At 33.3% G+C, this 26,584-nt stretch carries 21 protein-coding genes; 4 read left to right on the top strand and 17 right to left on the bottom strand.

Annotated elements, in window-relative coordinates; genetic code table 11:
* Nucleotides 1–25: 25 nt before the first annotated feature.
* Together J2W95_RS05425 and J2W95_RS05420 are read right to left on the bottom strand one after the other, a co-directional pair.
* Nucleotides 26–8,791, bottom strand: a complete 8,766-nt coding sequence (locus J2W95_RS05425; RefSeq protein ID WP_310004739.1) for a DUF7507 domain-containing protein — start codon at nucleotides 8,789–8,791, stop codon at nucleotides 26–28.
* A gap of 55 nt (nucleotides 8,792–8,846) precedes the next feature.
* Nucleotides 8,847–9,389 carry a hypothetical protein gene (locus tag J2W95_RS05420; protein ID WP_310004737.1) on the bottom strand — a complete coding sequence of 181 codons (543 nt, stop codon included), beginning with the start codon at nucleotides 9,387–9,389 and terminating at the stop codon, nucleotides 8,847–8,849.
* Nucleotides 9,390–10,724: 1,335 nt separating this feature from the next.
* Here J2W95_RS05420 and J2W95_RS05415 point away from each other — a divergent pair.
* From J2W95_RS05415 to J2W95_RS05400, 4 genes are all read left to right on the top strand, one after another.
* On the top strand, nucleotides 10,725–11,225 hold the full coding sequence (locus J2W95_RS05415; RefSeq protein WP_310004735.1) for a CAP domain-containing protein: 501 nt from the start codon (nucleotides 10,725–10,727) through the stop codon (nucleotides 11,223–11,225).
* Between the two features lie 373 nt (nucleotides 11,226–11,598).
* Nucleotides 11,599–12,084, top strand: a complete 486-nt coding sequence (locus J2W95_RS05410) for a SixA phosphatase family protein (protein WP_310004733.1) — start codon at nucleotides 11,599–11,601, stop codon at nucleotides 12,082–12,084.
* Between the two features lie 7 nt (nucleotides 12,085–12,091).
* The gene (gene ppk1, locus J2W95_RS05405; protein ID WP_310004731.1) at nucleotides 12,092–14,167 is read left to right on the top strand and encodes a polyphosphate kinase 1; all 2,076 of its coding nucleotides are present in this window, start codon (nucleotides 12,092–12,094) and stop codon (nucleotides 14,165–14,167) included.
* A 51-nt stretch (nucleotides 14,168–14,218) separates the two neighbouring features.
* The gene (locus J2W95_RS05400) at nucleotides 14,219–15,109 is read left to right on the top strand and encodes a Ppx/GppA phosphatase family protein (protein WP_310004729.1); all 891 of its coding nucleotides are present in this window, start codon (nucleotides 14,219–14,221) and stop codon (nucleotides 15,107–15,109) included.
* 74 nt (nucleotides 15,110–15,183) lie between these two features.
* On the opposite strand, the gene J2W95_RS05395 is transcribed toward J2W95_RS05400, so the two are convergent.
* The 15 genes from J2W95_RS05395 to J2W95_RS05325 all read right to left on the bottom strand — a co-directional run bounded on the left by J2W95_RS05395 (nucleotide 15,184) and on the right by J2W95_RS05325 (nucleotide 26,407).
* Nucleotides 15,184–16,353 carry an L-lactate MFS transporter gene (locus tag J2W95_RS05395; protein ID WP_310004728.1) on the bottom strand — a complete coding sequence of 390 codons (1,170 nt, stop codon included), beginning with the start codon at nucleotides 16,351–16,353 and terminating at the stop codon, nucleotides 15,184–15,186.
* A gap of 30 nt (nucleotides 16,354–16,383) precedes the next feature.
* Nucleotides 16,384–17,166, bottom strand: a complete 783-nt coding sequence (gene pflA / locus J2W95_RS05390) for a pyruvate formate-lyase-activating protein (protein WP_310004726.1) — start codon at nucleotides 17,164–17,166, stop codon at nucleotides 16,384–16,386.
* A 97-nt stretch (nucleotides 17,167–17,263) separates the two neighbouring features.
* Nucleotides 17,264–19,498, bottom strand: a complete 2,235-nt coding sequence (gene pflB / locus J2W95_RS05385; RefSeq protein ID WP_310004724.1) for a formate C-acetyltransferase — start codon at nucleotides 19,496–19,498, stop codon at nucleotides 17,264–17,266.
* A gap of 354 nt (nucleotides 19,499–19,852) precedes the next feature.
* Nucleotides 19,853–20,296, bottom strand: coding sequence for a DUF1572 family protein (locus J2W95_RS05380; RefSeq protein ID WP_310004722.1), 444 nt, complete (start codon nucleotides 20,294–20,296; stop codon nucleotides 19,853–19,855).
* Nucleotides 20,293–20,757, bottom strand: coding sequence for a nuclear transport factor 2 family protein (locus J2W95_RS05375; RefSeq protein WP_310004720.1), 465 nt, complete (start codon nucleotides 20,755–20,757; stop codon nucleotides 20,293–20,295). The genes J2W95_RS05380 and J2W95_RS05375 overlap by 4 nt, the downstream gene beginning before the upstream one ends.
* A gap of 180 nt (nucleotides 20,758–20,937) precedes the next feature.
* Entirely contained in the window at nucleotides 20,938–21,213 is a 276-nt protein-coding gene (locus tag J2W95_RS05370) for a YtxH domain-containing protein (RefSeq protein WP_310004718.1), read from the bottom strand.
* Between the two features lie 24 nt (nucleotides 21,214–21,237).
* Nucleotides 21,238–21,393, bottom strand: a complete 156-nt coding sequence (locus J2W95_RS05365; RefSeq protein WP_310004716.1) for a lmo0937 family membrane protein — start codon at nucleotides 21,391–21,393, stop codon at nucleotides 21,238–21,240.
* A gap of 70 nt (nucleotides 21,394–21,463) precedes the next feature.
* Nucleotides 21,464–21,928, bottom strand: coding sequence for a sll1863 family stress response protein (locus J2W95_RS05360; protein ID WP_310004714.1), 465 nt, complete (start codon nucleotides 21,926–21,928; stop codon nucleotides 21,464–21,466).
* Nucleotides 21,929–22,022: 94 nt separating this feature from the next.
* On the bottom strand, nucleotides 22,023–22,208 hold the full coding sequence (locus J2W95_RS05355) for a CsbD family protein (RefSeq protein ID WP_310004712.1): 186 nt from the start codon (nucleotides 22,206–22,208) through the stop codon (nucleotides 22,023–22,025).
* Between the two features lie 111 nt (nucleotides 22,209–22,319).
* A complete protein-coding gene (locus J2W95_RS05350) occupies nucleotides 22,320–22,796 on the bottom strand; it encodes a low affinity iron permease family protein (protein ID WP_310004709.1) in 477 nt (158 codons plus the stop codon).
* A gap of 392 nt (nucleotides 22,797–23,188) precedes the next feature.
* Nucleotides 23,189–23,413: a hypothetical protein gene (locus J2W95_RS05345; RefSeq protein WP_310004706.1), complete on the bottom strand. Its 225-nt coding sequence runs from the start codon at nucleotides 23,411–23,413 to the stop codon at nucleotides 23,189–23,191.
* A gap of 11 nt (nucleotides 23,414–23,424) precedes the next feature.
* The gene (locus J2W95_RS05340) at nucleotides 23,425–23,901 is read right to left on the bottom strand and encodes a hypothetical protein (protein ID WP_310004704.1); all 477 of its coding nucleotides are present in this window, start codon (nucleotides 23,899–23,901) and stop codon (nucleotides 23,425–23,427) included.
* Between the two features lie 142 nt (nucleotides 23,902–24,043).
* Nucleotides 24,044–24,811 (bottom strand): MlaD family protein, encoded by a 768-nt coding sequence (locus tag J2W95_RS05335; protein ID WP_310004702.1) that lies wholly within the window; start codon nucleotides 24,809–24,811, stop codon nucleotides 24,044–24,046.
* Between the two features lie 20 nt (nucleotides 24,812–24,831).
* Nucleotides 24,832–25,608, bottom strand: coding sequence for an ABC transporter ATP-binding protein (locus tag J2W95_RS05330; protein WP_310004700.1), 777 nt, complete (start codon nucleotides 25,606–25,608; stop codon nucleotides 24,832–24,834).
* A 4-nt stretch (nucleotides 25,609–25,612) separates the two neighbouring features.
* Nucleotides 25,613–26,407, bottom strand: a complete 795-nt coding sequence (locus J2W95_RS05325) for an MlaE family ABC transporter permease (RefSeq protein ID WP_310004698.1) — start codon at nucleotides 26,405–26,407, stop codon at nucleotides 25,613–25,615.
* Between the last annotated feature and the right edge of the window lie 177 nt (nucleotides 26,408–26,584).

Genomic DNA, 26,584 nt, shown 5'->3' with positions numbered 1-26,584 from the left:
TTCTCAGAGTATTTTCAATACCAATTTATTTTACCAAATAGAGGAATCCATCTTTTTTAATATTTTGCGTATTACCAAGACCATCAACTGTATCGTAACTTATTATATAAAAGTATGTTCCTGTTGGCAAACCTTCATTTTTATTAATGGTTGTTCTTCCTTCTGATCTTCCTCTAAAGGCATTACCTTCATTGTTATAATTATCTTTCTCGAAAACTAAAACCCCCCAACGATTGAATACTTCAACTCTTATATTTCTATAGCAATCATTGTTTTCTAAGTTTTCAATTTGGAAATAATCATTTCTTCCATCTTCATTTGCAGAGAAAGCATTATGTACAATTATAGTTTTACAAGGAAGTACTTTACAATCATCGTTAATTGGTACTATGAGGGTTAGACTTCTTGGACAATCACCTGTAATTTTGTATTCAAAATGATATGTGTTTACTGGTAATCCAAAAGCATTTAGAATATTTCCATTTAATGCTCCCGTATTATCAGTGTCCACCCAAGTTCCACCTGTTTGAACACCTTGAGGTAATAAATTTGTCAAATTAATCGGTGTTGTATCTGCATTACAAAATGCTGGACTAGTAATTGTTATAGGATCAATTCCTGCAACATTGATTGTAATTGTTGATGTACCACAGTTTGTAGGATTTGCAACTTCACAAACTTGATATTCAAACACATATTGACCAACAGCTACACCATTTGTTAATGTTACATTTCCGTTATCATCAATAACAATATTTTGTCCGATAGCTGTTAACAATTTAAATTTAAATTTCGTAATATCTGTTATAGAGCCATCCAATAAATCGTTGCTTAACGCATTACGAATTGCATCACCAATTGAGCATTGTGTCACACTAAATTGATCTGGAGTCGGTTGTATATTGGCAAACATTTTACAACTGATACCAAAATCAATATCTAGATGAACTTGATTATCAGCGGTTACAGCTGCCGTTTGTGGATTGGTATTTGTAGGCCCACAAACTTCAAAGCTAGATGGTTTACCAGTTTTTGGCGAATTTCCATTTTTACTTGTACTTGGTAGGATTTTAACCAATCCTGTAGCACTCATTGCTGAAGATTGTGCTATTAAGTTGGCATCCATTTTTAGTTCTACATTATAGTCTCCGAAAGCACCAGCTGCTGGTCTGTTTCTCCAGAAACCTTGAATACCGATAATTACTGAATCTGAATAATTATTAGGACCAGTTACAAATATATTTGAAGATTTAGCATTACCAAAACCCGCCGCATTCAATTCGCCAACATTCAATGGTCCTTGATAGCTTCCATCACCATTAAGGTCAATCCATTCCCATTTGCTATAATCAAATGAGCCATTGGCATCAGGTATGTTTTGAGTCACCAAATTATCATTGTTGGCATCAAACCATTCATCTTGAATACCATTGTTATTTGTATCATACCAAACAAAGTCTCCTAATACGGGTAAATCTGATTTATCATATCCAAAATTATGAGCTTGGTAAATACAATTTTCTAACGTTGTAAAGAATAAACTTGAATCTACAGGATACAATTGGTATGCACTATTTAAATTAGCATCTTGTACTTGCACTAAATAATCTCCAGGAATCATTCCTGTAAAATTATAATATCCTTGTGCATTAGTTATTCTAATTAAGATTGGACCAGTTGTAGTTCCTTGAGGGATTAAGTTTACTGGAACATTTGCCAAAGGAGTGTTAGTTCCAGCATTAAAAATTGTACCCGCAATTTTTGTTGCATTATTACAAATAACTGTTATAGTAACAGTAGCAGTATCACAATTTCCACTGTTAGCATTTTCACAAATTTGATATACCAGGGTATAAGTTCCTGCCGGGGTACCATCTTTTAAATCTATAGAGCCATCTGTATTCATTGTCATATAACCTGTTGCGTCTGGTGTTACCAAAGTCAAGGTAACATCGACAGGGTTTACAGCAATAGCATTCAAAGTATCATTATTGAATACATTAAGAACATTAGAGGCGCCATTAATTCCGTCTATTGGACCAGCAGTGTCATCTACAGCATCAATTGGATTTGCTCTTTCATTGACAATTTCTTCATCAGTACTGCTAATAGGAGTGTTATTTGGTGTTAACCCATCAGCTGTCACAACATTGGTAACAGAACCTTCATTTAAATCTTCTTGGGTTACAGTGTAGCTTTGTGTATATTCTGAACTCGCACCAGAAGCTAAAACATCTATAGTCGTGTCTAATCCTGTAAGTGGGTCTTTTACGATTATTTGATGCAATGTTGTATTACCAGTGTTTTTTACAATTATGGTATAATTAATTACATCTCCAACAACGCTATAACTTGTAGTAGTAGCGGTTTTGATTACTGATAATCCAGGTGATTGTGTTAGTGGTGTAATTGTACAATCTGGGCACTCAGGGTCTATTGGACAAGTAGTACAAGGTGTAGAGTCAGACGAAGTATCCGTTACTGGATTTCCGTTTGGATCTTTGGATGTTACTGTTGCCAAGTTATAAACATATCCAGTATTGATGTCTTCTTGTGTAATAACATGTGAACCAGAGAATGTCGTAGTATCTGTCGCACCAACAGCTAAAGTTGTAATTGGTCCACCAGTGATAGTTGCATTGTTGTCTGTGACTGTCACGTCGGTTAATGTTACGTTTCCGGTATTTGTAACTACGAAATTGTAAGTAACCACATCTCCCACATTGGTAATGCCATCTAGATTGCTATCCACATAAGTTCCGTCTTTAGTAATGTTTATACTAGGAGATTGAGTTAATGGTGTAATTGTGCAATCAGGACACTCAGGGTTGATTGGACAAGTAGTACAAGGAGTAGGGTCAGAAGATGTGTCAGTCACAGGTTTATCTTCTGGATCTTTTGCTGTAGCTGTAGCTAAGTTGTAAACATATCCAGTATTGATGTCTTCTTGAGTGATTACATGTGAACCAGAGAATGTTGTTGAGTCACTAGCTCCAACAGCTAGAGTTGCAATTGGCCCACCTGTAATAGTTGCATTATTATCGGTAACTGTTACATTGGTAAGTTCTACACTTCCAGTATTTGTAACTACAAAGTTATAAGTAACAGTATCTCCAACATTGGTAATGCCATCTTGATTGCTATCTACATAGGTAGCATCTTTGGTAATATTGATGCTTGATTCTGAAATAACATAAGAGTAATTAACTTTACAACCTTTACTATCAATAATCACAACACTGTATGTCCCATTTGGTAAGCTAGATATATCTTCTGAAGTGGCCCCATTTGACCATAAGAATTTATATGGAGCTGTTCCGCCTGAAACTGTTAGGTCAATGGATCCATTACTACAAGCAACACAATTATTGTTATTTATGATTACTGCTAAAGCACTTAAAGCTGCTTCCGGTTGTCCAATGGTCACGTTACAAGTTGTTTTGTATCCTAATTTGTCGGTTATTGTAACACTGTGTGAACCTGCACTTAAACTTACAGCTTGTTGTGTAGTTTCACCATTATCCCATAAGTAGGTGTATTCTCCGTTTCCGCCAATAGCAGTTACAGTTGCCACACCATTGCTGTCTCCATAACATTTGGCGGGAGCATCCTGTACTACACTGCAAGACAGTACTTCGGGTTGTGTGATTGTGATTTCGCAGGTGGTTTTACAGCCTTTTGAATCTGTAACGGTAACGCTGTGCAATCCTGCGTTAAGGCCTACAGCTTGTTGTGTAGTTTCTCCATTATCCCATAGGTATGAGTAACCTCCATTACCACCTACTGGGGCAACAGTAGCTTGACCATCGCTTAGTCCATTGGAAGTAACAGCTTTGTTTTGTATGATTGAACAGGTTAGAGCTGCTTCCGGTTGCCCAATGGTTACGTTACAAGTTGTTTTGTATCCTAATTTATCAGTCACTGTAACAGTGTGTGAACCTGCGCTTAAACCTACAGCTTGTTGTGTAGTTTCACCATTATCCCATAAGTAGGTGTACTCTCCGTTTCCGCCAATAGCAGTTACAGTTGCCACACCATTGCTGTCGCCATAACATTTGGTGGGATCATCTTGTACAACACTGCAAGAAAATATGTCAGGTTGAGTGATTGTGATTTCACAAGTGGTTTTGCAACCTTTGGAATCTGTAACGGTAACGCTGTGTGAACCTGCACTTAAACTTACAGCCTGTTGTGTAGTTTCTCCATTATCCCATAGGTATGAGTAACTTCCATTACCACCTATTGGAGTAACGGTTGCTTGTCCATCGCTTAGTCCATTGGAAGAAACCGCTTTATCTTGAACAATTGAACAGGTTAGAGCTGCTTCCGGTTGCCCAATGGTTACGTTACAAGTTGTTTTGTATCCTAATTTATCAGTCACTGTAACAGTGTGTGAACCTGCGCTTAAATCTACAGCTTGTTGTGTAGTTTCACCATTATCCCATAAGTAGGTGTACTCTCCGTTTCCGCCAATAGCAGTTACAGTTGCCACACCATTGCTGTCGCCATAACATTTGGTGGGATCATCTTGTACAACACTGCAAGAAAATATGTCAGGTTGAGTGATTGTGATTTCACAAGTGGTTTTGCAACCTTTGGAATCTGTAACGGTAACGCTGTGTGAACCTGCACTTAAACTTACAGCCTGTTGTGTAGTTTCTCCATTATCCCATAGGTATGAGTAACCTCCATTACCACCTATTGGAGTAACGGTTGCTTGTCCATCGCTTAGTCCATTGGAAGAAACCGCTTTATCTTGAACAATTGAACAGGTTAGAGCTGCTTCCGGTTGCCCAATGGTTACGTTACAAGTTGTTTTGTATCCTAATTTATCAGTCACTGTAACAGTGTGTGAACCTGCGCTTAAACCTACAGCTTGTTGTGTAGTTTCACCATTATCCCATAAGTAGGTGTACTCTCCGTTTCCGCCAATAGCAGTTACAGTTGCCACACCATTGCTTTCTCCATAACATTTGGCGGGATCATCCTGTACAACACTGCAAGACAGTACTTCTGGTTGTGTAATTGTGATTTCACAGGCAGTTTCACAGCCTTTAGAATCTGTAACGGTAACGCTGTGTAATCCTACGTTAAGGCCTACAGCCTGTTGTGTAGTTTCTCCATTATCCCATAGATATGAGTAACCTCCATTACCACCTATTGAAGTAACGGTTGCTTGTCCATCGCTTAGTCCATTGGAAGAAATCGCTTTATCTTGAACAATTGAACAGGTTAGAGCTGCTTCCGGTTGTCCAATGGTTACGTTACAAGTTGTTTTGTATCCTAATTTATCAGTTGCTGTAACAGTGTGAGAACCTGCGCTTAAACCTACAGCTTGTTGTGTAGTTTCACCGTTATCCCATAAGTAAGTGTATTCACCGTTTCCGCCAATGGCAGTTACGGTTGCCACACCATTGCTGTCGCCATAACATTTGGCGGGAGCATTTTGTGTAACACTGCATGATAATACGTTAGGTTGTGTAATTGTAATTTCACAAGTGGTTTTACATCCATTAGAATCAGTAACTGTGACAGTATGTGAACCAGCATTAAGAGCAGTTGCTTGTTGAGTTGTTTCACCATCATCCCATAAGAAAGAATATCCACCGCTTCCTCCAAGAGGAGTTACAGTTGCTTGTCCATCACTCAGACCATTAGAAGAGACGGCTTTGTCTTGCGTAATTGAGCAGGTCAAAGTCGCTTGAGGCTGGGTAATAGTTACAGACAATGCTTCAGTGCTACAACCATTTTCATCTTTCACAGTCACAGTGTACATTCCTGCGGGCAATCCTGTACGGTCTTCAATATTATTTGTTCCTGCTAAATCAGCCCAGTCGTATGTGTAATCTCCTGTTCCACCAGAAGCTGTAATATCGATAGCTCCAGTTGATTCTCCATAACATAAAACATCTGTTTTGGAGGTTTTTACTACACTAATAGCAGATGCAGGCTGGGTAATAGTTACTGACAATGCCGCAGTGCTACATCCATTTTCATCTTTCACAGTCACAGTGTAAGTTCCAATTGGTAGTCCTGTGCGGTCTTCACTATTATTTGTTCCCGCTAAATCGCTCCAGTCGTATGAATAATCTCCCGTTCCACCGGAAGCAGTAATGTCGATTGCTCCGGTTGATGCTCCATAGCATAAAACATCTGTTTGTGAAGATTTCACCACAGTAACTGCAGATGCAGGCTGGGTAATAGTTACAGACAATGCTGCAGTACTACATCCATTTGCGTCTTTTACAGTTACGGTATATGTTCCTGCAGCTAGTCCCGTGCGGTCTTCAATATTATTTGTTCCAGCTAAATCATCCCAGTCGTAAGTATAAGTTCCTGTTCCACCAGAAGCTGTAATACTAATAGAACCAGTTGATTCTTCATAACATAAGATATCTGTTTTTGAGTTTTTTACAACAGTAACAGCAGAAGCAGGTTGCGTTATTGTTACAGATAATTCATTAGAAGAGCAACCGTTTGCATCTTTCACAATTACAGTATAAGTTCCTGCTGCTAATCCTGTACGGTCTTCAATATCATTTGTTCCAACTAAATCATTCCAGTCGTATTTATATGCCCCTGTTCCACCAGAAGCTGTAATACTAATAGCTCCAGTTGCTTCTCCATAACATAAAACATCTGTTTGGGAAGCTTTTGCCACAGTAAGAGCTGAAGTTGGTTGTGTAATTGTTACCGATAATTCACTTGAAGCACATCCATTTTCATCTTTCACAGTCACAGTGTAAGTTCCAATTGGTAGTCCTGTGCGGTCTTCACTATTATTTGTTCCCGCTAAATCGCCCCAGTCGTATGTATAATCTCCCGTTCCGCCAGAAGCAGTAATGTCAATTGCTCCGGTTGATGCTCCATAGCATAAAACATCTGTTTGTGAAGATTTCACCACTGTAACTGCAGATGCAGGCTGGGTAATAGTTACAGACAATGCTGCAGTACTACATCCATTTGCGTCTTTTACAGTTACGGTATATGTTCCTGCAGCTAGTCCCGTGCGGTCTTCAATATTATTTGTTCCAGCTAAATCATCCCAGTCGTAAGTATAAGTTCCTGTTCCACCAGAAGCTGTAATACTAATAGAACCAGTTGATTCTCCATAACATAAGATATCTGTTTTTGAGTTTTTTACAACAGTAACAGCAGAAGCAGGTTGCGTTATTGTTACAGATAATTCATTAGAAGAGCAACCGTTTGCATCTTTCACAATTACAGTATAGGTTCCTGCTGCTAATCCTGTACGGTCTTCAATATCATTTGTTCCAACTAAATCATTCCAGTCGTATTTATATGCTCCTGTTCCACCAGAAGCTGTAATACTAATAGCTCCAGTTGCTTCTCCATAACATAAAACATCTGTTTGGGAAGCTTTTGTCACAGTAAGAGCTGAAGTTGGTTGTGTAATTGTTACCGATAATTCACTTGAAGCACATCCATTTGCATCTGTTGCAATAAGGGTATAAGTGCCGTAACCCAATCCTGTTAAGTTTTGAGTGTTTGTGGCATACGCTAGACCATTTTTTTTCCAAGCATAAATATATGGACTTGTTCCCCCAGTGGCATTACTAACTGTTATTGTACCAGTGCTTGCTCCAAAACAATCCACATTAGTTTGCGAAGTTAAATTAACTGAAGGGCAGGGAACATTTGTAGAAGGTGTCGAAATGTCCAAGAATGTATTTGTACATGATGAATTTTTATAATCAAGCCTTGAAGCAGTATTGACCGTTTTTGTCCCGCAGACATTTGATTTTGGAGTCAATTCATATTTTAAGGTAATAGTTTCAACATTTAAGAAATCTATATTCCAAGAAATAACTTGTCCTGAAACTGATGCTGTTCCTTTTGAAGGAGTAACAGCGCCAATTGTAAAATCGTTACTTACGGTTTCTTTGCCAAATGGGGTGCCTGTAATTTGTTGAGCAACCCAAGAGAGTTGTGTCGATATACTTGTATATATAGTAGTCAAATCTGCTGCAGTTTCAGTATAATATTTTCCTGCAGTTTGAATATTGTCTAGGGTATATTGAGCATTAATTTGATCTGTTCCTGAAATCGCCCCGAAAAGGCCTACAGAAAATATTTGATTATTATAATCTCCACTTGGTTTTGTAGTTGTTTTTGCAGCTTGAGCCGCTATAATTGCACTTTGAATACAAGTTCCATTCTGACCATTTGTACAATTATCGCCACTTGCATTATTTCTATTAGCTACACCATCAGTCAATAGTATAATACTTCTAGAGGTAATACAATCAAATGTGCCATTTGCGTTCAATTCCTCACTAGCTTTTTTTATCCCTCCTTCAATGTTAGTACTTCCATTTGCATTTAAAGCATTAATTGCATTTATAAGTTCTTGTTTGTTTGCTGAAGGAAGTAAATTTTTTACAATAACACCATTATTGCCATATGTGACAATGGCGATTTTATTTTTAGTTGTTGGATTATTTGCTGGAAGAAATACTTGGTTGATGAAATCAATTGCAGCATCTTGTGCATGCTCTAAAGGATTCTTAGAGTCATTTTGAATATCATCATCCATACTACCCGAAACGTCAATAACTAAAACAACTTCAAGAGGTCTTGAAACAGGATTAGTTCCTTGGATTTTTAATTCCACGTCAATTTTGCCACATACGCCAGGTCTTACAGTAACGGTTTTGGTCGGAGTAATGGTTTGTGAAGAGCCAAGTAAACATGAAAATATAAATAGAATTAAGAATAATCCTTTTTTTATATTTTGTATATTATTGCTGAAGTGTAATGTTTTTTTCATTTTAAAAAAATTAAGGTGAATAACCAAAATAGTAAAAGAGTATTTTTTAAATTAATCATTCTGCAGAAGGATCACTTACCATAGTGTGTAAAGTAGTACTTACTGAATAAGAAGGACATTCTGTTGCTGTAGCATTAATTTGAGAACAATTCCATCTATTTATAGTTGTTCCATTAGGAACTTTTACTTGTGCTAAAAATGTAATTGTTTCTCCAGGGTTTACAGATATTTGATTTATAGGTATTGAATTCGTATCTGTAAGTGTGATACTTAGATTAACATTGCCCGCGGAGCTACTTCCGTCTTTATTTGAACAATTACTGTTTGTGTTTGTTGCACTCAATGTATAGATAGAATTAGAAGTGCCTATATTCGAAATCTGCAGTGAATATGATACACCTTCTGGAGGAACACTTTTTGTAAATCTGTTTTTCTCTACCTGTAGAGTTGCTTTACAAGAGTTTGATTGAGCATTAGAAGTGGAGTTGCTTAACAATAAAAGAAATAAGAAAAGCAACATCTGAGAACCTTGTGAAACTTTTTTAAGTTCAATTGCCAAAAAGTTTTTGAATAGGTTTAGTGTAGTTTTAGGTTTCATAATTTTTTATTTATTGATTAGGTTGTTATTAATTGTTTTTGAAAATATATCTTGATTTGCCAATTAAATAAATAAGCAAACTAATAGCTATTGTAGTAGGTTCGAGAAAGACAATTTTTATTTGATTTGGATTTGGGAAAGAAATCAATTAAAAATTTAGTTTTGTCTAGATTGAGAACTGAAGTATACTATCAGTTACCATTAAATTAAGTAGGTTGATCGCTAATTCTATTTTGATTCAGATTTGGGAATTAAATCAAATAAAATCTTGTTGTGTCAAAATTGAAACTGATGTCAGTTAACAATGAATTGAAGTAGGTTTTCTTGACAATTAAATTTTGATTGAGATTTGGGATTACAATCAAAAAACTTTTTTTAAATATGCTAACACATGTTTGGTTAACAGATAATTGTAGTAGGTTTTTGCTTTTAATTTTGATTGAGATTTGGGATTACAATCAAAAAACTTTTTTTTAATATGTTAACACATGTTTAGTTAACAGATAATTGCAGTAGGTTTTTTTATGTTTTAATTTTGATTAAGATTTGGGAAATAATCAAAATTTTTAATTTCAGCATTAAAGCTTGCAGTAGGTTACAAAATAATATTTATAGCGTTTTTTATTTGGGGTTAAAAAACTAATCAATTATTTATATACCAAAATTATAAAGAATGTTCATATTACAATCTGATTGTCTTTGAAAAACCTAAATACTCGTTGAATAGTTAAAAATATAAGAAAAATACCTTATAAAAATGTAAATTTTTAGATCAATTTTTACTTTTTTATAACAATTGGATTCTTAAAATTGTTAATTATTTTTAATTGTTTTAAAAAAATCTGCATTATGATACGAATAGTTTAAGAATGATGCGCTTTTGATATAAATAATTTACTACTATTAAATGCTAATGATTTTGTAATTAAATTTTATAAACAATCTATAAATCAATGTTTTAACTTTTGTTTAGAACATTGATTTTCTATGTTTTTTATTAAAAAGATTGCTAAAATATTTTGATAATCTTGAATCAAATGACAACTGAAAAATGAGATTTGATGTCATATCGATTCTAAAATCCTTTTTTAAAAATTTCATCTTAATTTTTTTTTAAAAATTTATTTAACCTTATTTTGTTGTAAATCAATAGGTTTAGTTTTTAAATGAAAGATTTTACTTCTTATTAATATACATTAAATGTATTTTGTCGATTATTTGTTGTATTTAAACGAATAATTCGTTTATTTTGACAATGGAAATTTAATAAAAATTATGCCATATAATTAAAGTTTTTTGCCCCACAATCTACTTTAAATTTAAACCTACAATTTTATGAGTGCAAAATTATTTCGTTTTATTGCTATTGGATTTATTCTTACTGTTTTTACATCTTGCTCATCTGATGATAATTCAAATGAAACCGAGGAAAAATTACCAATAGTTATGGCTTATGATTATAGTCCTTTAGAATTGGAAACAATGACATTGATAAATAATTATAGAGTGAGCGTTGGATTAAATGCTTTAGAAAAAATAAATCACGTTTCTCATAAGTCAGAAGAACATGATAAGTATATGATTGCAAATAATGTTGTCAATCATGATGATTTTGTAGCTCGATCAGAAAATATAATAAAAGCATTAGGTGCGTTAAGAGTAAGTGAGAATATTGCATATAATTATAATAGTGCACAGGGTGCATTTGATGCTTGGATGAATAGTCCAGGCCATAGAGAAAATATTGAAGGCGATTTTACACATTTTGGATTATCAATAAGAGAGAATCCAATTAATGGAAGAAAATATTTTACAAATATTTTTGTAAAAATGTAAATTTTGTTTGTTTGTTTGTAAGGGAGCTGTCATTTTATTGGCAGCTTTTTTTTTTGATATAATTAAAAGTGATTGATATCTAAAAATAGTTATATAATTTTAAATCTAGAGAATAATTAAAAATGAATATTGTTGCTGAAGTTATTGTCTGAAGTATATTTTTAAATTAGAGAACTAAAAATCATATATTATTTTAAATGAAAAATTAAAATAAAGATTCTAAACTTTTTTTTTGTAAATTGTAACTCCCTAAGATTTTCTAATTCAATTTATATAATTGAAATCTAACCTAATTAAATTTTAATTTATTGAATTTCAATTCATTGATGTTGTGATGAAGTTTTTTATTATATAAAATAAATAGTTGTGATATATGAAAAATTTAATTTTAATTCGGCATGCAAAGTCTAGTTGGGAAGCACCTTTACATGATAAAGATAGACCTCTAACTTCACAAGGAATGCAAAGTGCTCATTTAGTTTCTTCTCATGTTATTAAATATTTGCCTAAAACTTTTAGTATTTGGAGTAGCACAGCCGAAAGGGCGGTAGAAACTGCTTTGATTTTTGCACAAAATATAAATTTTCCTTTGGAAAGCATTCTATATAAGGATGATCTATATACTTTCGATGAAAGAAAATTAGAAAATGTTATCAAATCATATAGTAATGGTTATGATAGTATAATTATATTCGGACATAACGAGGCTATTACAAATTTTGTTAATAAATTTGGGGATATTTACATTGAAAATGTTCCTACGGCTGGATTTGTCCATATAGAATTTGATAATGAAAGTTGGGACGCTATTAACAAAGGCAAGACCAAAAAAATACTATTCCCCAGAGATTTAAAATAAATAAAAAGTGTTTGAACATAAATATATTGATAGAGAGAAAAGCTGGTTGGCTTTTAATGCTCGGGTGTTACAAGAAGCTGCTGACGATTCAGTTCCATTATTAGATAGGTTGAGGTTTCTAGGGATTTTTTCCAATAATTTAGATGAATTTTTTAGAGTTCGATTTGCTGCAATAAGACGGTTAAGTTTGAGTGGCATTTCTGGCGAAAAATATTTTGGTGGAGTTACAGCACAACAATTAATTAAAGATATAACAGAGATTGTTATCCAACAGCAATCTGAAAGTTTAAGAATTCTTAATAACATAGAAGAACAATTAGAAACTGAAAATATCTTTATTATTCATGAAAATGATATTAATAAAGAACAAGAGGCTTTTTTGAAAGAATTTTTTATTCAAAAGCTAAGTCCAGAACTCGTTACCATTATATTAAATGATTTAGCGGAATTTCCTGTTCTTAAAGATTCATTGGGGTATTTGGCGGTAAAACTCGTGATGAAAAAGAATCTAGAAGTTCGTTATGCCATCATTGAGATTCCTAAAATGATCAATCGTTTCGTAGTATTGCCTTCTAATAATGAAAAGCAGTATGTAATTCTGATTGATGATGTTATTAGAATGCATTTGAGTAGTATTTTTAATATTTTCAATTACGAAAGTGTTTCGGCTCATATGATAAAAATAACGAGAGACGCTCAATTGGATATTGATAGTGATTTGAGTAAAAGTATGCTTGAAAAAATATCATCGAGTGTAAAGGACAGAAGAATAGGGGAGCCAGTACGTTTTATTTATGATCAAGAAATAGACAAGGATACGCTAAAGTTTTTTCTGGACAAAATGAGTATCGATTCTACGGATAGTATTATTCCGGGAGGTAGATATCATAATAGGAGAGATTATATGGATTTCCCAAATCTTGGTAGATTTGATTTGCTGTACCAAAAAAATGATCCTCTTCCTATACCTGGTTTAAGTCTAGAGGGTAGTATTTTGGAGAAAATTGCCGAAAAGGATTATTTGTTGAATGCTCCGTATCAGTCATTTGCTTACTTAATAAAATTTTTGCGTGAAGCCGCTTTGGATCCTAAAGTAACTTCGATCAAAATTACTTTATATCGATTAGCTAAAAATTCTCAAATCATTAGCTCTTTGATTAATGCTGCCAAAAACGGAAAAAAAGTAATTGTTCAAATAGAATTGCAAGCTCGATTTGATGAGGCTTCAAATATTTCTTATGCCGAACAAATGCAAACAGAAGGAATCCAACTTATTTTTGGAATAAAAGGATTAAAAGTTCACAGTAAAGTTTGTGTGATTGAAAGGTTGGAGAAAAATAAAGTAAAAAGATACGGTTTTATTTCGACTGGAAATTTTAATGAGGCTACAGCAAAAATTTATACCGATGTAACACTTTTTACGTGTCATCCTCAAATATTAAAAGACATATCAAAAATATTTGAATTTTTTGATATCAATTATAAAGTGCAACGCTATAAACACCTTATCGTTTCACCTCAATATACCAGACAACGTTTTGTGAAATTGATCGATCGAGAAATTGCACACGCCATAGCTGGTAGAAAAACTTACATGAAATTAAAAATGAATAGTTTGTCTGATTTGGCGATGATCGATAAATTATATGAAGCTAGTAAAGCTGGTGTAAAAATTCAATTGGAAGTAAGAGGTATTTGTTCTTTAATTCCAGGGGTTAAAGGTTTAAGTGAGAATATAGAGGCTATAAGTATAGTTGATAACTATTTAGAACATTCAAGAGTTTATATTTTTGGGAATGCTGGATTTACCGAAGTTTATATTTCTTCGGCAGATTTTATGACCAGAAACATTGATGCTAGAGTAGAAGTAACGTGTCCAATTTATGATCAAGAAATAAAAAATGAATTGATCGATAATTTTGATATCGGCTGGAAAGGAAATGTAAAAGCAAGATTTCATTCCTATAAATTGGATAATAAATATAGAATTAGAGGAGATAATCCCATCTTTAGGGCTCAACTAGAAACCTATAAGTATTATCAAAGAAAAGTGGAATTGATAGGCGAATTAAAAGAAAATTAAAATAACGCAAGAATAGAAATATTCAAAACCATAAATCGCATCCTAGAGAATATGATTAAAATTAAAAAATATGCTGCTATTGATATTGGGTCGAATGCTATGCGTTTATTAATCACCAATATTGTAGAAGAAGAAGGAAAAGAAACACAATTCAATAAGAGTTCATTAGTGCGTGTGCCTATTCGTTTAGGTCAGGACGCTTTTACGGTTGGAGAAATTTCTCCAGAAAATATTGAGCGAATGATTGATGCGATGAAAGCATTCAATTTGTTAATGAAAGTACATAAAGTAGAGCGATATATGGCATTTGCAACATCGGCCATGCGTGAAGCTTATAATGCAAAAGAAGTTGTAGCTTTAATAAGAAAGAAAGCGGATATCAAAATAGAAATTATTGACGGTAAAAAAGAAGCAGCCATAATAGCTTCTACAGATTTACACCATTTATTAAAAACTGATGAAACCTATCTGTTTGTTGATGTAGGTGGTGGAAGTACTGAATTTACATTGTTTTCTAATGGAAAAATGGTAAATTCAAGATCTTTCAAAGCAGGAACTGTTCGATTGTTAAATGAAATGGTTTGTGATGTAGTCTGGGATGAAATTGAAAAATGGATTAAAACCAATACCGCAGATTATGAAGAGGTTACGTTAATAGGTTCTGGTGGAAATATTAATAAATTGTTCAAAATGTCGGGTAAAATTCAAGAGAAACCGCTGTCATACATTTATATGAACTCTCAATATGCTTATTTAAATTCGCTATCCTATGAACAAAGAATTTCTCAATTAGGTTTAAATCCAGACCGAGCTGACGTAATTGTTCCAGCAACTCGTATTTATCTGAATGCAATGAAATGGAGTGGAGCTAGACAGATTTATGTTCCAAAAATTGGACTTTCAGATGGTATTGTAAAAGCAATGTATCACGGAAAAATATAATTAAATTGTCAAAAAATAAATAAAAAAGCAGTCTATTTGGACTGCTTTTTTTGTACAAAATATTTTGAATAAAATTAAGTAAGTTTTAATAAAAGACTTTTTAGCCACAATCCAACAAATAAAGCCATAACAAGCAATATTGCAAATAGATAGAAAATGGAAATATCTGTGCTTAAGCCCAATAATAATGGGCCAACAAATCCTGCTGCAGACCAAGCTGTTAATGTGTAACCAAGTACTTGACCATATTTTTCTGCCCCAAATATACTTTTTACAAAAGAGGGCATAGTTGCAAAACCAGCACCATAACCAGCAATAATGATAAAGGTTAAAGTTTGAAATGAAGTTTGATTTGTTGAAAAAGTTGGTATTAATGCAAAACAAGCAGCATTTATTCCGATGAAAATCATAAAAGTTGCCCAGCATCCTATTTTATCTGATATGCTTGACCAAAACAAACGTCCCAACCCATTGAATAAACCGATAATTGCTACGAACATAGTAGCTTGGCTGGCACTCATTCCCACAACTTCTTCACCTAAAACTGCAGCTTTTGAGATTATGGCAATTCCGCCACATACGTTTAGGAACAACAGTAACCATAGTGCAATAAAACGCTTGTCTGTTAAGATTTGTTTTGGAGTTAAATTTATGTGTTTATGTTGATTATCAGCTGTGCTTATAGGATTAGCTAAATACAAAGCGCTCAAAAGCATACAAATTCCGTAACCTATTCCTAAAGTTGATAAAGCGCCAGAAAGTCCCATCGAAGCATATAAAGGGCCAATCAAAAAGGAAGCTAACAAAGATCCCAATGCAAAAGACATAATGATTATACCGGAAGCTAATCCCGGTCGGTCAGGAAACCATTTTACAACTGTATAAACTGGAGCAATATATCCAAATCCCAAACCGATTCCTTGCAAAACTCCATACGTCAAGTAAAATAAATAGATTGAAGAAAGATGAACTGCCAAAGCAGCACCTAACAATCCTATTGTTAGAAATAAGGCCGCAATTAGTCCAGCTTTTTTAGGGCCAATTTTTTGGGCAAAATTACCCATGAAAGCCGCAGTTAATCCTAAAAAACAAATTGCTAAGCTAAATCCTGTTTTGGTATCGTGTGGGTCCCAATTTAATTCTTCTGATAAAGGTTCGATCCATTTGCTGTAAGCATAAATAGATCCGATTGACAGTTGCATAATCATTCCTGCCAATACAATCAAATATTTATTTTTTGACATGTTTTGTATTGTTGTAAAGTTATAATGACCTTATTTAATTTTTACATTTTTGAAATAAAGCTTGAATATTTCGGCAGCTTTGTTTATTTCTTCTTTTGTGTGTGGCACTGTGTCTGCCAATTGATATTCTAAACCTAACAATTCCCATTTGTGTTTTCCTAATTGATGAAATGGAATAATTTCGACTCTTTCTACAGTTTTATAAGAAGTGAAATGTTGTCCCCATTCGTGCAAATATTCTTCTTGATCACTCCAGCCTGGAACTAAAACATATCGCAACCACATTGGTTTACCCGTGCTTTCTCTGTATTCTGCCACACGTAGCGTTGTTTTATTTTTTAGGCCTGTTAGTTTTTTATGCCATTCTTTGTTGATGTGTTTGACATCCAAAAGCAATAAATCGGTTCTTTCCAATAATTGCTCTGTTTTGGAGTCCAAAACCCTTCCATTGGAATCCAAGCAAGTGTTGATTCCGTTTTCATGCAGGCGATCAAAAAAAGTAATTAATTTTTCGCGTTGCAGCAAAGGTTCTCCACCTGAAACAGTTACGCCACCTTTTTTACCAAAATAAGTTTTTTGATTTAACGCTTTTTCAACCAATTCCTCTATGGGTACAAATGAACCGCCGTGAATATCCAGAGTATCGGGATTTTGACAATACAAACATCTAAACTGGCACCCTTGTGCAAAAACAACCATTCTTATTCCAGGGCCATCATGAGTTCCTAATGTTTCCAAGGAATGGATTCTCAATAAGTCTGGGTTATGAGCATCTATGGAGTCGTCAATATATTCTTGCTGTGGGAAGTACATTTGATATGAGATTTAAAAAAACCTGTCTAAATTAAACTTTATTATAGTTTCTTTAGACAGGTTCATGGTTTTAATTTAAAATTAGTTCATTCTAAATTTACATTGTTTCATGGAAAGTTCTTGTGATAACTTCCAACTGGTGTGCTTTGGACAATCTAACGAAATTCACAGCATAACCAGAAACTCTAATTGTTAATTGAGGATAATTTTCAGGATGTTCGTAAGCATCCATTAAAGTTTGTTTATCCAAAACATTTACGTTTAAGTGATGTGCGTTTCTTCCAAAATAACCATCCATGATTGTTACTAGATTTGAAATTTGCTCTTCTTTATCTGATCCCAAAGATTTTGGTACCATGCTGAACGTATTTGAGATACCATCCTGAGCATCTTCATACTTCAATTTACTTACTGAATTTAAAGAAGCAATGGCACCATTTACGTCTCTACCGTGCATTGGATTTGCTCCAGGAGCAAAAGCTTCACCAGCTTTACGTCCGTCAGGAGTAGAACCAGTATTAGTTCCATACATCACATTTGATGTAATCGTCAATAAAGATAGAGTAGGAGTGGCATCTTTATAAGCTCTGTGTTTTCTTAATTCATCAATGAAGATTTTAGTTATTTCCTGTGCAATGCTGTCAACTCTGTCGTCATCATTACCATATTTAGGAAAATCACCTTCGATGTTGAAATCTACAGTTAACCCGATATCGTTTCTTACTGGAGTCACTTTGGCATATTTAATTGCAGAAAGTGAATCGGCAATGATTGAAATACCAGCAGCTCCATAAGCAATGTCAATTCCAGGATCACTATCAATCAAAGCCATTTGTGCTCTTTCATAATAGTATTTGTCATGCATGTAATGAATGATGTACATTGATTTAGCATAAACTCTTGCCACTTCAGCCAAAGTTACTTTGAAGGTGTCTAATACTGAGTCATAATCTAATACTCCGTCTTTCATTTGAGGAATATTTTTGATAACCACAGACCCTTTGTCTTCTTCACGACCACCGTTCAAAGCCATTAATAAGGCTTTTGGCAAATTGGCACGAGCTCCGAAGTGTTGAATTCTTTTTCCAATTTTTTGGTATGATACGCAACAAGCAATTCCGTAATCATCAGAACCTCTATTTGTACGCATCAAGTCATCATTTTCATATTGAAGTGATGAAGTGTCAATAGAAACTTGTGCACAGAAATCTTTAAATCCTTGTGGTAATTTTTGTGACCAAAGAATAGTCAAGTTTGGTTCTGGAGAAGCTCCTAAGTTATAAAGTGTTTGAAGAAATCTAAAAGAAGTTTTAGTTACTTTAGTTCTTCCATCATTTAACTGTCCACCTATTGCCTCAGTTACCCAAGTTGGATCTCCACCAAAAATCTCATCATAGCTGCCAGGACGCAAGTGACGTACCAAACGCAATTTCATCACGAATTGGTCAATGAATTCTTGTGCTTCTTCTTCAGTGATTAAACCTGATTTTAAATCATTTTCGATATAAATATCCAAGAAAGAAGATACGTTTCCAAGTGACATTGCAGCTCCGTCTTGTTCTTTTACGGCGCTTAAATAAGCTAGGTAAGTAAATTGGACAGCTTCGTGTGCGTTGATCGCTGGAACAGAAATATCAATACCATAAGTATGGGCCATTAATTTCATGTCCTGCAATGCATTTATTTGAGATGTGATTTCTTCTCTAAGACGTACTTTATGGTCTGTCATTTCAGCTGAAACAGCTGCAAAATCAGCTTTCTTGGCTTCAATCAAACGATCTACACCATAAAGAGCTATTCTTCTGAAATCACCAATTATTCTTCCTCTTGCATAATTATCAGGTAAACCTGTTAATAAGTGTTTGGAACGAAAAGCTCTAATTTCGCTATCATAAGCACTGAAAACAGCTTGATTGTGGTCTTTTGCATAATTGAAAATCTTAACGACTTCATCAGATACTTGCAATCCTCTTTCTGCTAAAGCTGATTGAACCAATTTGATTCCTCCAAAAGGTTTCATGGCTCTTTTTAATAACTGATCAGTTTGTAGTCCAACGATGGTTTCATTTTCTTTATTAATGTACCCAGGCCCAAATGAGGTCAAATCCGAAATAACATTGGTGTCAATTGCTAAACAGCCGTTATTTTTTCTTTCTAGAAGCAAATTTTCCTTGCAAACATCCCATAGTTTTTGAGTTCTTTGTGATGGTCCAACCAAAAATTTAGAATCTCCATTATAAGGAATGATATTTTGCAATACAAAATCATAAACATCAATTGCTAAATTCCAATTTCCTGTTTTAAAAGATAGCGTTTCTGTTGTACTTTTCATTTTATTTAAAATTATTATTTTACGTGTGTTGTTTGTAATAGTCTGATTTACACTAGTAAAATTAATGAATTTAAATGTTGAATATACATCTTAACTGATTTTTAAATAATAATTATGGTATTGAGTTAAGTGCGGTAATTTGTTTAGATATTACTTTATTTTAATAACTATTCTTAAAAGCTATTTCGTTATCGATAAAATTTATCGTCAATTTATGATGAAGGTTTTTTTGTGTTAAAATGTTAGTATTTTCAAATATTCTTCTCAAAATAGGTTGCAATCGGGAATTTTATGAATTGTTTAAGAATTCAAAAAAAAATTAACAAATTATTGGTAATTCGGTTATATATCTCTTTAATTATCTAATAAACGTCTATGATAATTTATTTGCCCTAAGTGGTAGGCTAGATGAGTTGTCAGATGCGTTAGTAGGAATTCTGTTGAAGTTTTGGTTTCAAAAACTAAAAAGAGGTGTTCCTTTTTTAAATCATCCTCTGTTAAAAGTGTAAGAGCATCATTCACAGTTTGTATTGTGGTTTCAATTTTGGCTATTAATACCGCTTTTGGAACGTCTTTGTCGCTAAATTCCAATTCTCGATTCCTGATGTAATTTGTTTTTCCTATTTGGGCTCCGATGTAAGTGTTTAGATTCCCTATTAAGTGCAAGCAAAGATTTCCCGCCGAATTGGAAATTGATTTTTCAATCTTCCAAATTTTACTTTCGTTTTGGTATGATTCAATCTCCAGTTTAAGTTTATTAAGGTCTCTGTTAAACAAAGCTTTTAAGGTTTCTATCATTTATTATAGTTTTTTAAAGAAGCAAGTGCTTGCTTTTGAATTTGATTTTGCATAAAACCAGTCCAGCCTAACAATAGTCCTTTGAATCCTAATGCTTGTTTCGACCATTTCCAGATGTCAAAATTATCGGTATGTTTGATTATCAAATTATCTTTAAACTGAAATTTAGCATGAATAACATTAACTACTTTTCTATTGGTTTTACTAAAATTATAAGTAGCGATCCAGTTTGCAGTACCAGAGAAATCATCAGCTTTGATATCAGAAAACTCAATTTTGATATTTCCTTTACTTTTTTCGATTAACATTTTCCACATTTGGCAAACATCATTTCCTTTTAGAATACCAAATGCAGGGTCTTGAAACTGTATGTTGGGATGATAGCTTTCACACATTGTTTTGGCATCTGCATTTGCAAAAGCGGTATAGAACTTATGTATTAATTGTTCGTTGGGATTCATTTTAGTTTAATTTGTAAGTAAAAATAACCTTTTTATTGATAATAATTAAGCCTCATTATTTATATTATTCAAATAAAAGAGGCAATTTTTTGTGCTTAACAAATCATGGTCATTTTATATAAAAAAAGCCAAATTGCTTTTTACACAATTTGGCTTTTTTTCAATTACAGTTAGTTTTTATTATAAAATTTCAGGATTGATATTTTTTATATTATCAATTTTAGATTTGCTTTCAGCTACTAAATCTTTACCATTATGAACTATTTTATCATAATTGCTTTTTAATACTCCTGATAAATTTTCGAATTTATCTTTCAAGTCATCGGCATAATCACTGCCTTTTTGCTGAATTTTTTTTCTTGTATCTGCGCCTTTTGCAGGGGCAAATAATATTCCTACTACTGCTCCTGCTGCTATACCGCCCAAAAGCCCTAATGCGATGTGATTTGCTTTCATATTTCTATATTTTTAGATGATTAATTATAAAACTTTTCTGCCTTGAATTATTCTTAATATTACTGCAATTAGTGCAATAACAAGCAATATGTGTATTATAGATCCTGCACTATAGGCAAAGAATCCAATTGCCCAAAAAAGTACTAGTATTACTGCTACTGTATAAAGAAGATTGCTCATGATTTCTATTTTTTTTTAAGATTAATAATTAGTTGCAATCATCACTATTACAACTATATAACGTATTTATTTAATTTTTGTTATTCTCGGTAAAATCTTTTAAGCTTTCTCCAAGTTCATCCATATCATGGTTGAATTCTCTCTTAAAAGATTGCCAATCGCTATCGACATCATTTTTATAGGTGTCTAATTTGGCTTTTAGATTCTTGTTTTTTTGTTCAATTGTATCGATGTTTCTTTGATATGCTTTATCAATATCTTTTCCCGTTTTTTTGATTTTCAATTTCAATTCGGCTATTCTAGCATTGTTTTCTTCGATTTTTACACTGGTAGCATCTTTGAATTCTTGCCATTCTTCTGCTGTTGCAGCTCTTCTGGCTTCATCCAAATTTTCTTCCGCTTCGTCTACTGCAACTTTTGCGCTATCAACACTGTCTTGTGCAATTTGTTCTTTATCAGTATTTTGTTTACAACTCATAAGGGTTGATCCAATTACGAAAGTGGCAATTGCAAGGGTTAAAATTGTTTTTTTCATGTTATTTATATTTAAGGTTATATTCTTTTCTATAAAAATTGTATCCATTTAAAATGTCAAAGAAAATCAAATGGATACAACTTCAAGTAGCTACTTAAAGCGCTTGAATAATTTTTTGAAGTTCTTCTTTGGTTTTTCCCAATTTAATTTGAAGTTTCCCCAGCATTTCGTCTTTTTTTCCTTCAACAAATAATAAATCATTATCAGTTAAGGCAGCAAATTTTTGTTTCAATTTTCCTTTTTGCTCGTCCCAATTTCCTTTTAATTCTGTTGTGTTCATCTTCTTCATATTATGTGTGAAACCATTTTCACAACATTACAAAGGTTGCCATATTTTGCCTTAAAAATGTTTCAAAATTCTTGTAAACTGTTATATCATTTACGGTTCTTTCTACCGTAATGCTTCATTGTTATCTTTTTTAGGGAGGGCTTCTTCCACATCCAATGCACTATCTAGTTCTCTTTTATACTCCCCTTTGAATTCTTCATCCAACTCTTTAATTTGTTCTGCCAAATCAGAATACTCTTTGGACAATTCTGTGATTTCCTTTTCTGTCTTGATTTCGGCATTTAATACGGCATTGTTGGCGGTATCGTGTGAGGAAACTAATTCGTTTATTTTTAGATGAAGAGATGCCGAGAATCGATTGAACGATTTTTGGATAATGAACAAACTCAAGAATGTTATTCCAAAAATGATATCGCCAATAATAAGATGTGCATCAGTTTTGATGAATAAACTATTAATCCACCAAAACAGTACCAGACATAATGCTATTAAAAATGAAATGGAATTTCCAAGTATTGTTGTTGCCACAGAGACTAATTTTTCGAATAGATTTTCGGAATGGTTATATATTTTATTCATGAGATTTTATTTTAGTGGGAATACAAAAGCCCAGCTAATTTAATAGCAGGGCTTATATTAAATTTTTAACTAACTATCAGGTTGTCTTAAATTTAAATTTTATTTGAACATTTATGCTTTTACTGTTTCAAAAAAGTCTGAAACAAATTTGATTCGTTGAGTCTCACTCATTTTCTCTGCCTCTTTGACTTCTATTTTGATATTGGCAAAGCAATTGTTATTTTGTTCTTTATTATGCATCAATGATTCAATTTTAGTTAAACTGTCAACTTTATCCTGATGTGTGAAATTGGATTCAATAGTTTTTTAATTCTTTCCATTAATCAGTAAATTCTATGATGTGTGCTATTGAATTATCCATCCAAATGCCTATTTTCTTTATATTTTTGTTTTCAAATTTTTAGAACATCAATGCTGTGATTTGGAGCATATTTATTTAAAATTTCCTTCAAAGAATTTAAATAATCATTTAGAACTTTTTTGTCCATTTCAGGACTTTCAATACCAGGAATGGTTTCTGGCATTTCGAGAAGATATTTTGATAATTCTGGATAATCCTTCCGTATCAGCAATGTTGTCTTCAAGATTTTGTCATTCAGTTCTTTTACAGTATTCATAACATTAGGAATTAATGTTTTCCTTTGTTCCCTTTTCCATTGTTCCCTTTTCCATGATTGTCCTTATTTCCATTATGGTTTCCATTGTCATGAGGTTTGTAATTGTCGGCTGTTTTGTATGTTTTTTGATGTCCTGGATTATAGCCTTTGTAATATTTTACTTTGTGCTCACGGTAATGGACATAAGGACTAGGACCTCTATAATCATTTAAAACTACTTTATATCCATTGTACAAATCATAGTTTCTATAACGATATGGTAAACTATGAGATCTGATCCAAACTCCATTGCTTAAAAAAATGAACTGTTGTGAACGTATATCATAATAGGATTCCACATCTGGTATATAATAATACGATACTTCTGTATATCCAACCGGTCCCCATTGAGGCGGTGCCCCTACATTTACGCTTATTGATACTTGCGCATGATTTGCAGTTGATGCAAAAAAGAATAGGGCTAGGGCAATTAGTTTTAGTGTTTTCATTTTTGTTGTTTTAAAATTTTTCAAACTACTTTGTTTTCAAAATAAGAGATAAAGGCTCTCTTGATTTTTATAATACAAAGTTCATTCACAAGCCATTGATTCCTGTTACAGTATTTGTTGTAAAAATTTCATAATTCACGGATTACTTAGTATTTGATTTCAATTCTTTTTCTTTTTGCTTTTCTTCTTGTTTTTTGGCTTCGGCTTTCTCTTTTTGGATCTCTTCTTGTTTTTTTGCCTCGGCTTTTTCTTTTTTATTAAAATACCCTTTCAGCAAAAAGTTGTGTTTTGCGGCTTTCATATTATCATCAAAACCCTTGGTCCCTTTTTCCAGATTGGTCATTGTAGCATCCAGTTTATTTCCCATTTGTTCATCCATTAATAATTTGGACAAAGTTCCTTTTCCGTTGTTTATTTTAAAACTAAACTCGGCTAATTGATCTGTAATTACAGCAGCGTTATCGACTGTGGTTTTTACCCCTTTCATGATATCTTCAATTTCAATAGCATTGAGTGACGCAATTGTAGCGTTGTCTTTTACAGTATTTTTTGATGCTGTACCTGGTGATATAGTCAGTACTTTATCACCCATCAAACCATCAGAACCAATACTGGCTTTTGCATCAGTTTTTATAAAACGTCGTACTTCCTCTTTAATCACTAATTTGACTACTACAGCCGAATCAGTAATGAGTTCAATTTCACTTACAGTTCCCACATTTATGCCTGAGAATCGAACATTATTTCCAACTTTTAGACCTGTCACAGTTTTGAATTGTGATTGCAACGTAAAAGTTGAACCAAATAAATTTTTCTGTTTTCCAACAAAGTATATAGTTCCTATAAAAAGAATCAATCCAATTGTTACAAACATTCCTAATTTCCACGTAAACCCTGATTCTTTATACATAGCTTGAGTATTTTAACCTATTAAATGAAAAAAGAACGAACCGATTTGTCCTTGCTTTTTTCTAATTCGTCATAAGATCCTTCAGAACATATGACACCTTCTTTCAAAATTATAATTCGGTTTGCTGTTAATTTGGCGCAAGCCATATCATGAGTTATAATAATAGAAGTTGTTTTGTATTTTTTTTGAACATACAGTATTAATTCGCTGATTTCTCTTGAAGTAATGGAATCTAAACCTGAGGTAGGTTCATCATATAAAATGATTTCGGGTTTTATGATGAGTGTTCTGGCAAGACCAATTCTTTTTCGCATTCCGCCTGACAATTCCGAAGGCATTTTATCAATGGCTTCTTTAAGTCCAACATTGTCTAAAGCTTCAAGTATTGCTTCCTCAATTTCAGTTGAGGACAAATAGGGGGAATGGTGTTTAAGGGTAAATTCTAAATTTTGTCTAACAGTCATAGAATCATATAAAGCGCCATTTTGGAACAAAAAACCTATTCGAACTCTAATTTCATTTAGGATTGCAGCATCCATTTTTGTAATATCTTCTCCAAAAATATTTATTTCACCTTCATCAGCATGAACTAAACCTACCATGCACTTTATAGTAACTGATTTTCCTGAACCTGATCTTCCTAAAATTACCAGATTTTCTCCTTTTTTTGCAATAAGGTTAATACCACTCAGAACTTTATTATCTCCAAACGATTTGTGTAAATTTTTTAGTTCTACGATAGTTTCTAAAGATTGTATTGCTTTCTTTTTATCGTTCAATAATTTAGTTTGTATCATGGCTTTAATAAAATAAATCAGTTATTTGTACGGCAATCATATCTAGAATAAAGATGGTTAGCGAAGCGGTAACAACTGCTGTATTTGCAGCTTTCCCAACACTTTCAGTCCCGTTTTCGGCATTAAAACCTTTATAGCAGCCCACCAAACCGATGCCAAATCCGAAGAAAAAAGTCTTTATTACTGCTGGAAATATGTCTAGAAATTCAAGATGCTCCAGTACATTAGAGAAATAACGGTAGAATCCCATGTTTTCATGAATATTAAAACCTATGTATCCGCCAAAAACTCCAACAAAATCGGCGTAAATTACTAAAATAGGTATCATAATTGTGGTTGCCATAATTCGAGTAACCACCAAGTATTTGAATGGATTTATAGCCGAAACCTCCATGGCATCTATTTGTTCTGTAACTTTCATAGAACCCAATTCAGCTCCTATGCTAGAGGCTATTTTTCCGGCACAAATCAAAGCTGTGATCACAGGCGCAATTTCCCGGACCAGCGAAAGTCCAACCATACTAGGTAACCAGGACTCGGCACCAAACTTAACCATTGTGGGACGGGATTGTATTGTAAGAACTAATCCCATTATAAAACCAGTGATACTCACCAAGGGCAAAGTTTTGTATCCAATGGCATAACATTGCCACAGAAATTCCTTGATTTCAAAAGGCGGCTTTACGACTTCTTTAAAAAAACGAATTGTAAATAGAGTCGCCTTACCAATATCTTCAAAAATATTTTTTAGATAGGATTTATCAAATGTTATTTTTATTGTGTTTACAGGTGTATTCATGATTTTAAAAAATGGAGTTGTACAGTGGATTTATGTAAAAGCCTAATCTGAAAATAACTTTGTTGAAATCGAAGTCAAATTTTCTGCTAGTCACCAGTAAATCTCCAAGAACCAATTTGGCATTGTTCCTCTAACTTTTTTCTTGAAATACTACGAATTTATCAATAGACAAAGGTC

The sequence above is a fragment of the Flavobacterium granuli genome (assembly GCF_031456055.1).
Taxonomy (GTDB): domain Bacteria; phylum Bacteroidota; class Bacteroidia; order Flavobacteriales; family Flavobacteriaceae; genus Flavobacterium; species Flavobacterium granuli_A.
This window is presented reverse-complemented; position numbering and strand designations above follow the sequence as displayed.

What these genes read in the sequence shown, in the direction of transcription:
- pflA (WP_310004726.1), bottom strand. Translation starts at nt 17,166, where the DNA reads ATGTACTTCCCACAGCAAGAATATATTGACGACTCCATAGATGCTCAT.
- J2W95_RS05350 (WP_310004709.1), bottom strand. Translation starts at nt 22,796, where the DNA reads ATGAATAAAATATATAACCATTCCGAAAATCTATTCGAAAAATTAGTC.
- J2W95_RS05340 (WP_310004704.1), bottom strand. Translation starts at nt 23,901, where the DNA reads ATGAAAACACTAAAACTAATTGCCCTAGCCCTATTCTTTTTTGCATCA.
- pflB (WP_310004724.1), bottom strand. Translation starts at nt 19,498, where the DNA reads ATGAAAAGTACAACAGAAACGCTATCTTTTAAAACAGGAAATTGGAAT.
- J2W95_RS05330 (WP_310004700.1), bottom strand. Translation starts at nt 25,608, where the DNA reads ATGATACAAACTAAATTATTGAACGATAAAAAGAAAGCAATACAATCT.
- J2W95_RS05380 (WP_310004722.1), bottom strand. Translation starts at nt 20,296, where the DNA reads ATGATAGAAACCTTAAAAGCTTTGTTTAACAGAGACCTTAATAAACTT.
- J2W95_RS05365 (WP_310004716.1), bottom strand. Translation starts at nt 21,393, where the DNA reads ATGAGCAATCTTCTTTATACAGTAGCAGTAATACTAGTACTTTTTTGG.
- J2W95_RS05335 (WP_310004702.1), bottom strand. Translation starts at nt 24,811, where the DNA reads ATGTATAAAGAATCAGGGTTTACGTGGAAATTAGGAATGTTTGTAACA.
- J2W95_RS05425 (WP_310004739.1), bottom strand. Translation starts at nt 8,791, where the DNA reads ATGAAAAAAACATTACACTTCAGCAATAATATACAAAATATAAAAAAA.
- J2W95_RS05360 (WP_310004714.1), bottom strand. Translation starts at nt 21,928, where the DNA reads ATGAAAAAAACAATTTTAACCCTTGCAATTGCCACTTTCGTAATTGGA.
- J2W95_RS05375 (WP_310004720.1), bottom strand. Translation starts at nt 20,757, where the DNA reads ATGAATCCCAACGAACAATTAATACATAAGTTCTATACCGCTTTTGCA.
- J2W95_RS05410 (WP_310004733.1), top strand. Translation starts at nt 11,599, where the DNA reads ATGAAAAATTTAATTTTAATTCGGCATGCAAAGTCTAGTTGGGAAGCA.
- J2W95_RS05370 (WP_310004718.1), bottom strand. Translation starts at nt 21,213, where the DNA reads ATGAAAGCAAATCACATCGCATTAGGGCTTTTGGGCGGTATAGCAGCA.
- J2W95_RS05420 (WP_310004737.1), bottom strand. Translation starts at nt 9,389, where the DNA reads ATGAAACCTAAAACTACACTAAACCTATTCAAAAACTTTTTGGCAATT.
- J2W95_RS05325 (WP_310004698.1), bottom strand. Translation starts at nt 26,407, where the DNA reads ATGAATACACCTGTAAACACAATAAAAATAACATTTGATAAATCCTAT.
- J2W95_RS05355 (WP_310004712.1), bottom strand. Translation starts at nt 22,208, where the DNA reads ATGAACACAACAGAATTAAAAGGAAATTGGGACGAGCAAAAAGGAAAA.
- J2W95_RS05415 (WP_310004735.1), top strand. Translation starts at nt 10,725, where the DNA reads ATGAGTGCAAAATTATTTCGTTTTATTGCTATTGGATTTATTCTTACT.
- J2W95_RS05400 (WP_310004729.1), top strand. Translation starts at nt 14,219, where the DNA reads ATGATTAAAATTAAAAAATATGCTGCTATTGATATTGGGTCGAATGCT.
- J2W95_RS05395 (WP_310004728.1), bottom strand. Translation starts at nt 16,353, where the DNA reads ATGTCAAAAAATAAATATTTGATTGTATTGGCAGGAATGATTATGCAA.
- J2W95_RS05345 (WP_310004706.1), bottom strand. Translation starts at nt 23,413, where the DNA reads ATGAATACTGTAAAAGAACTGAATGACAAAATCTTGAAGACAACATTG.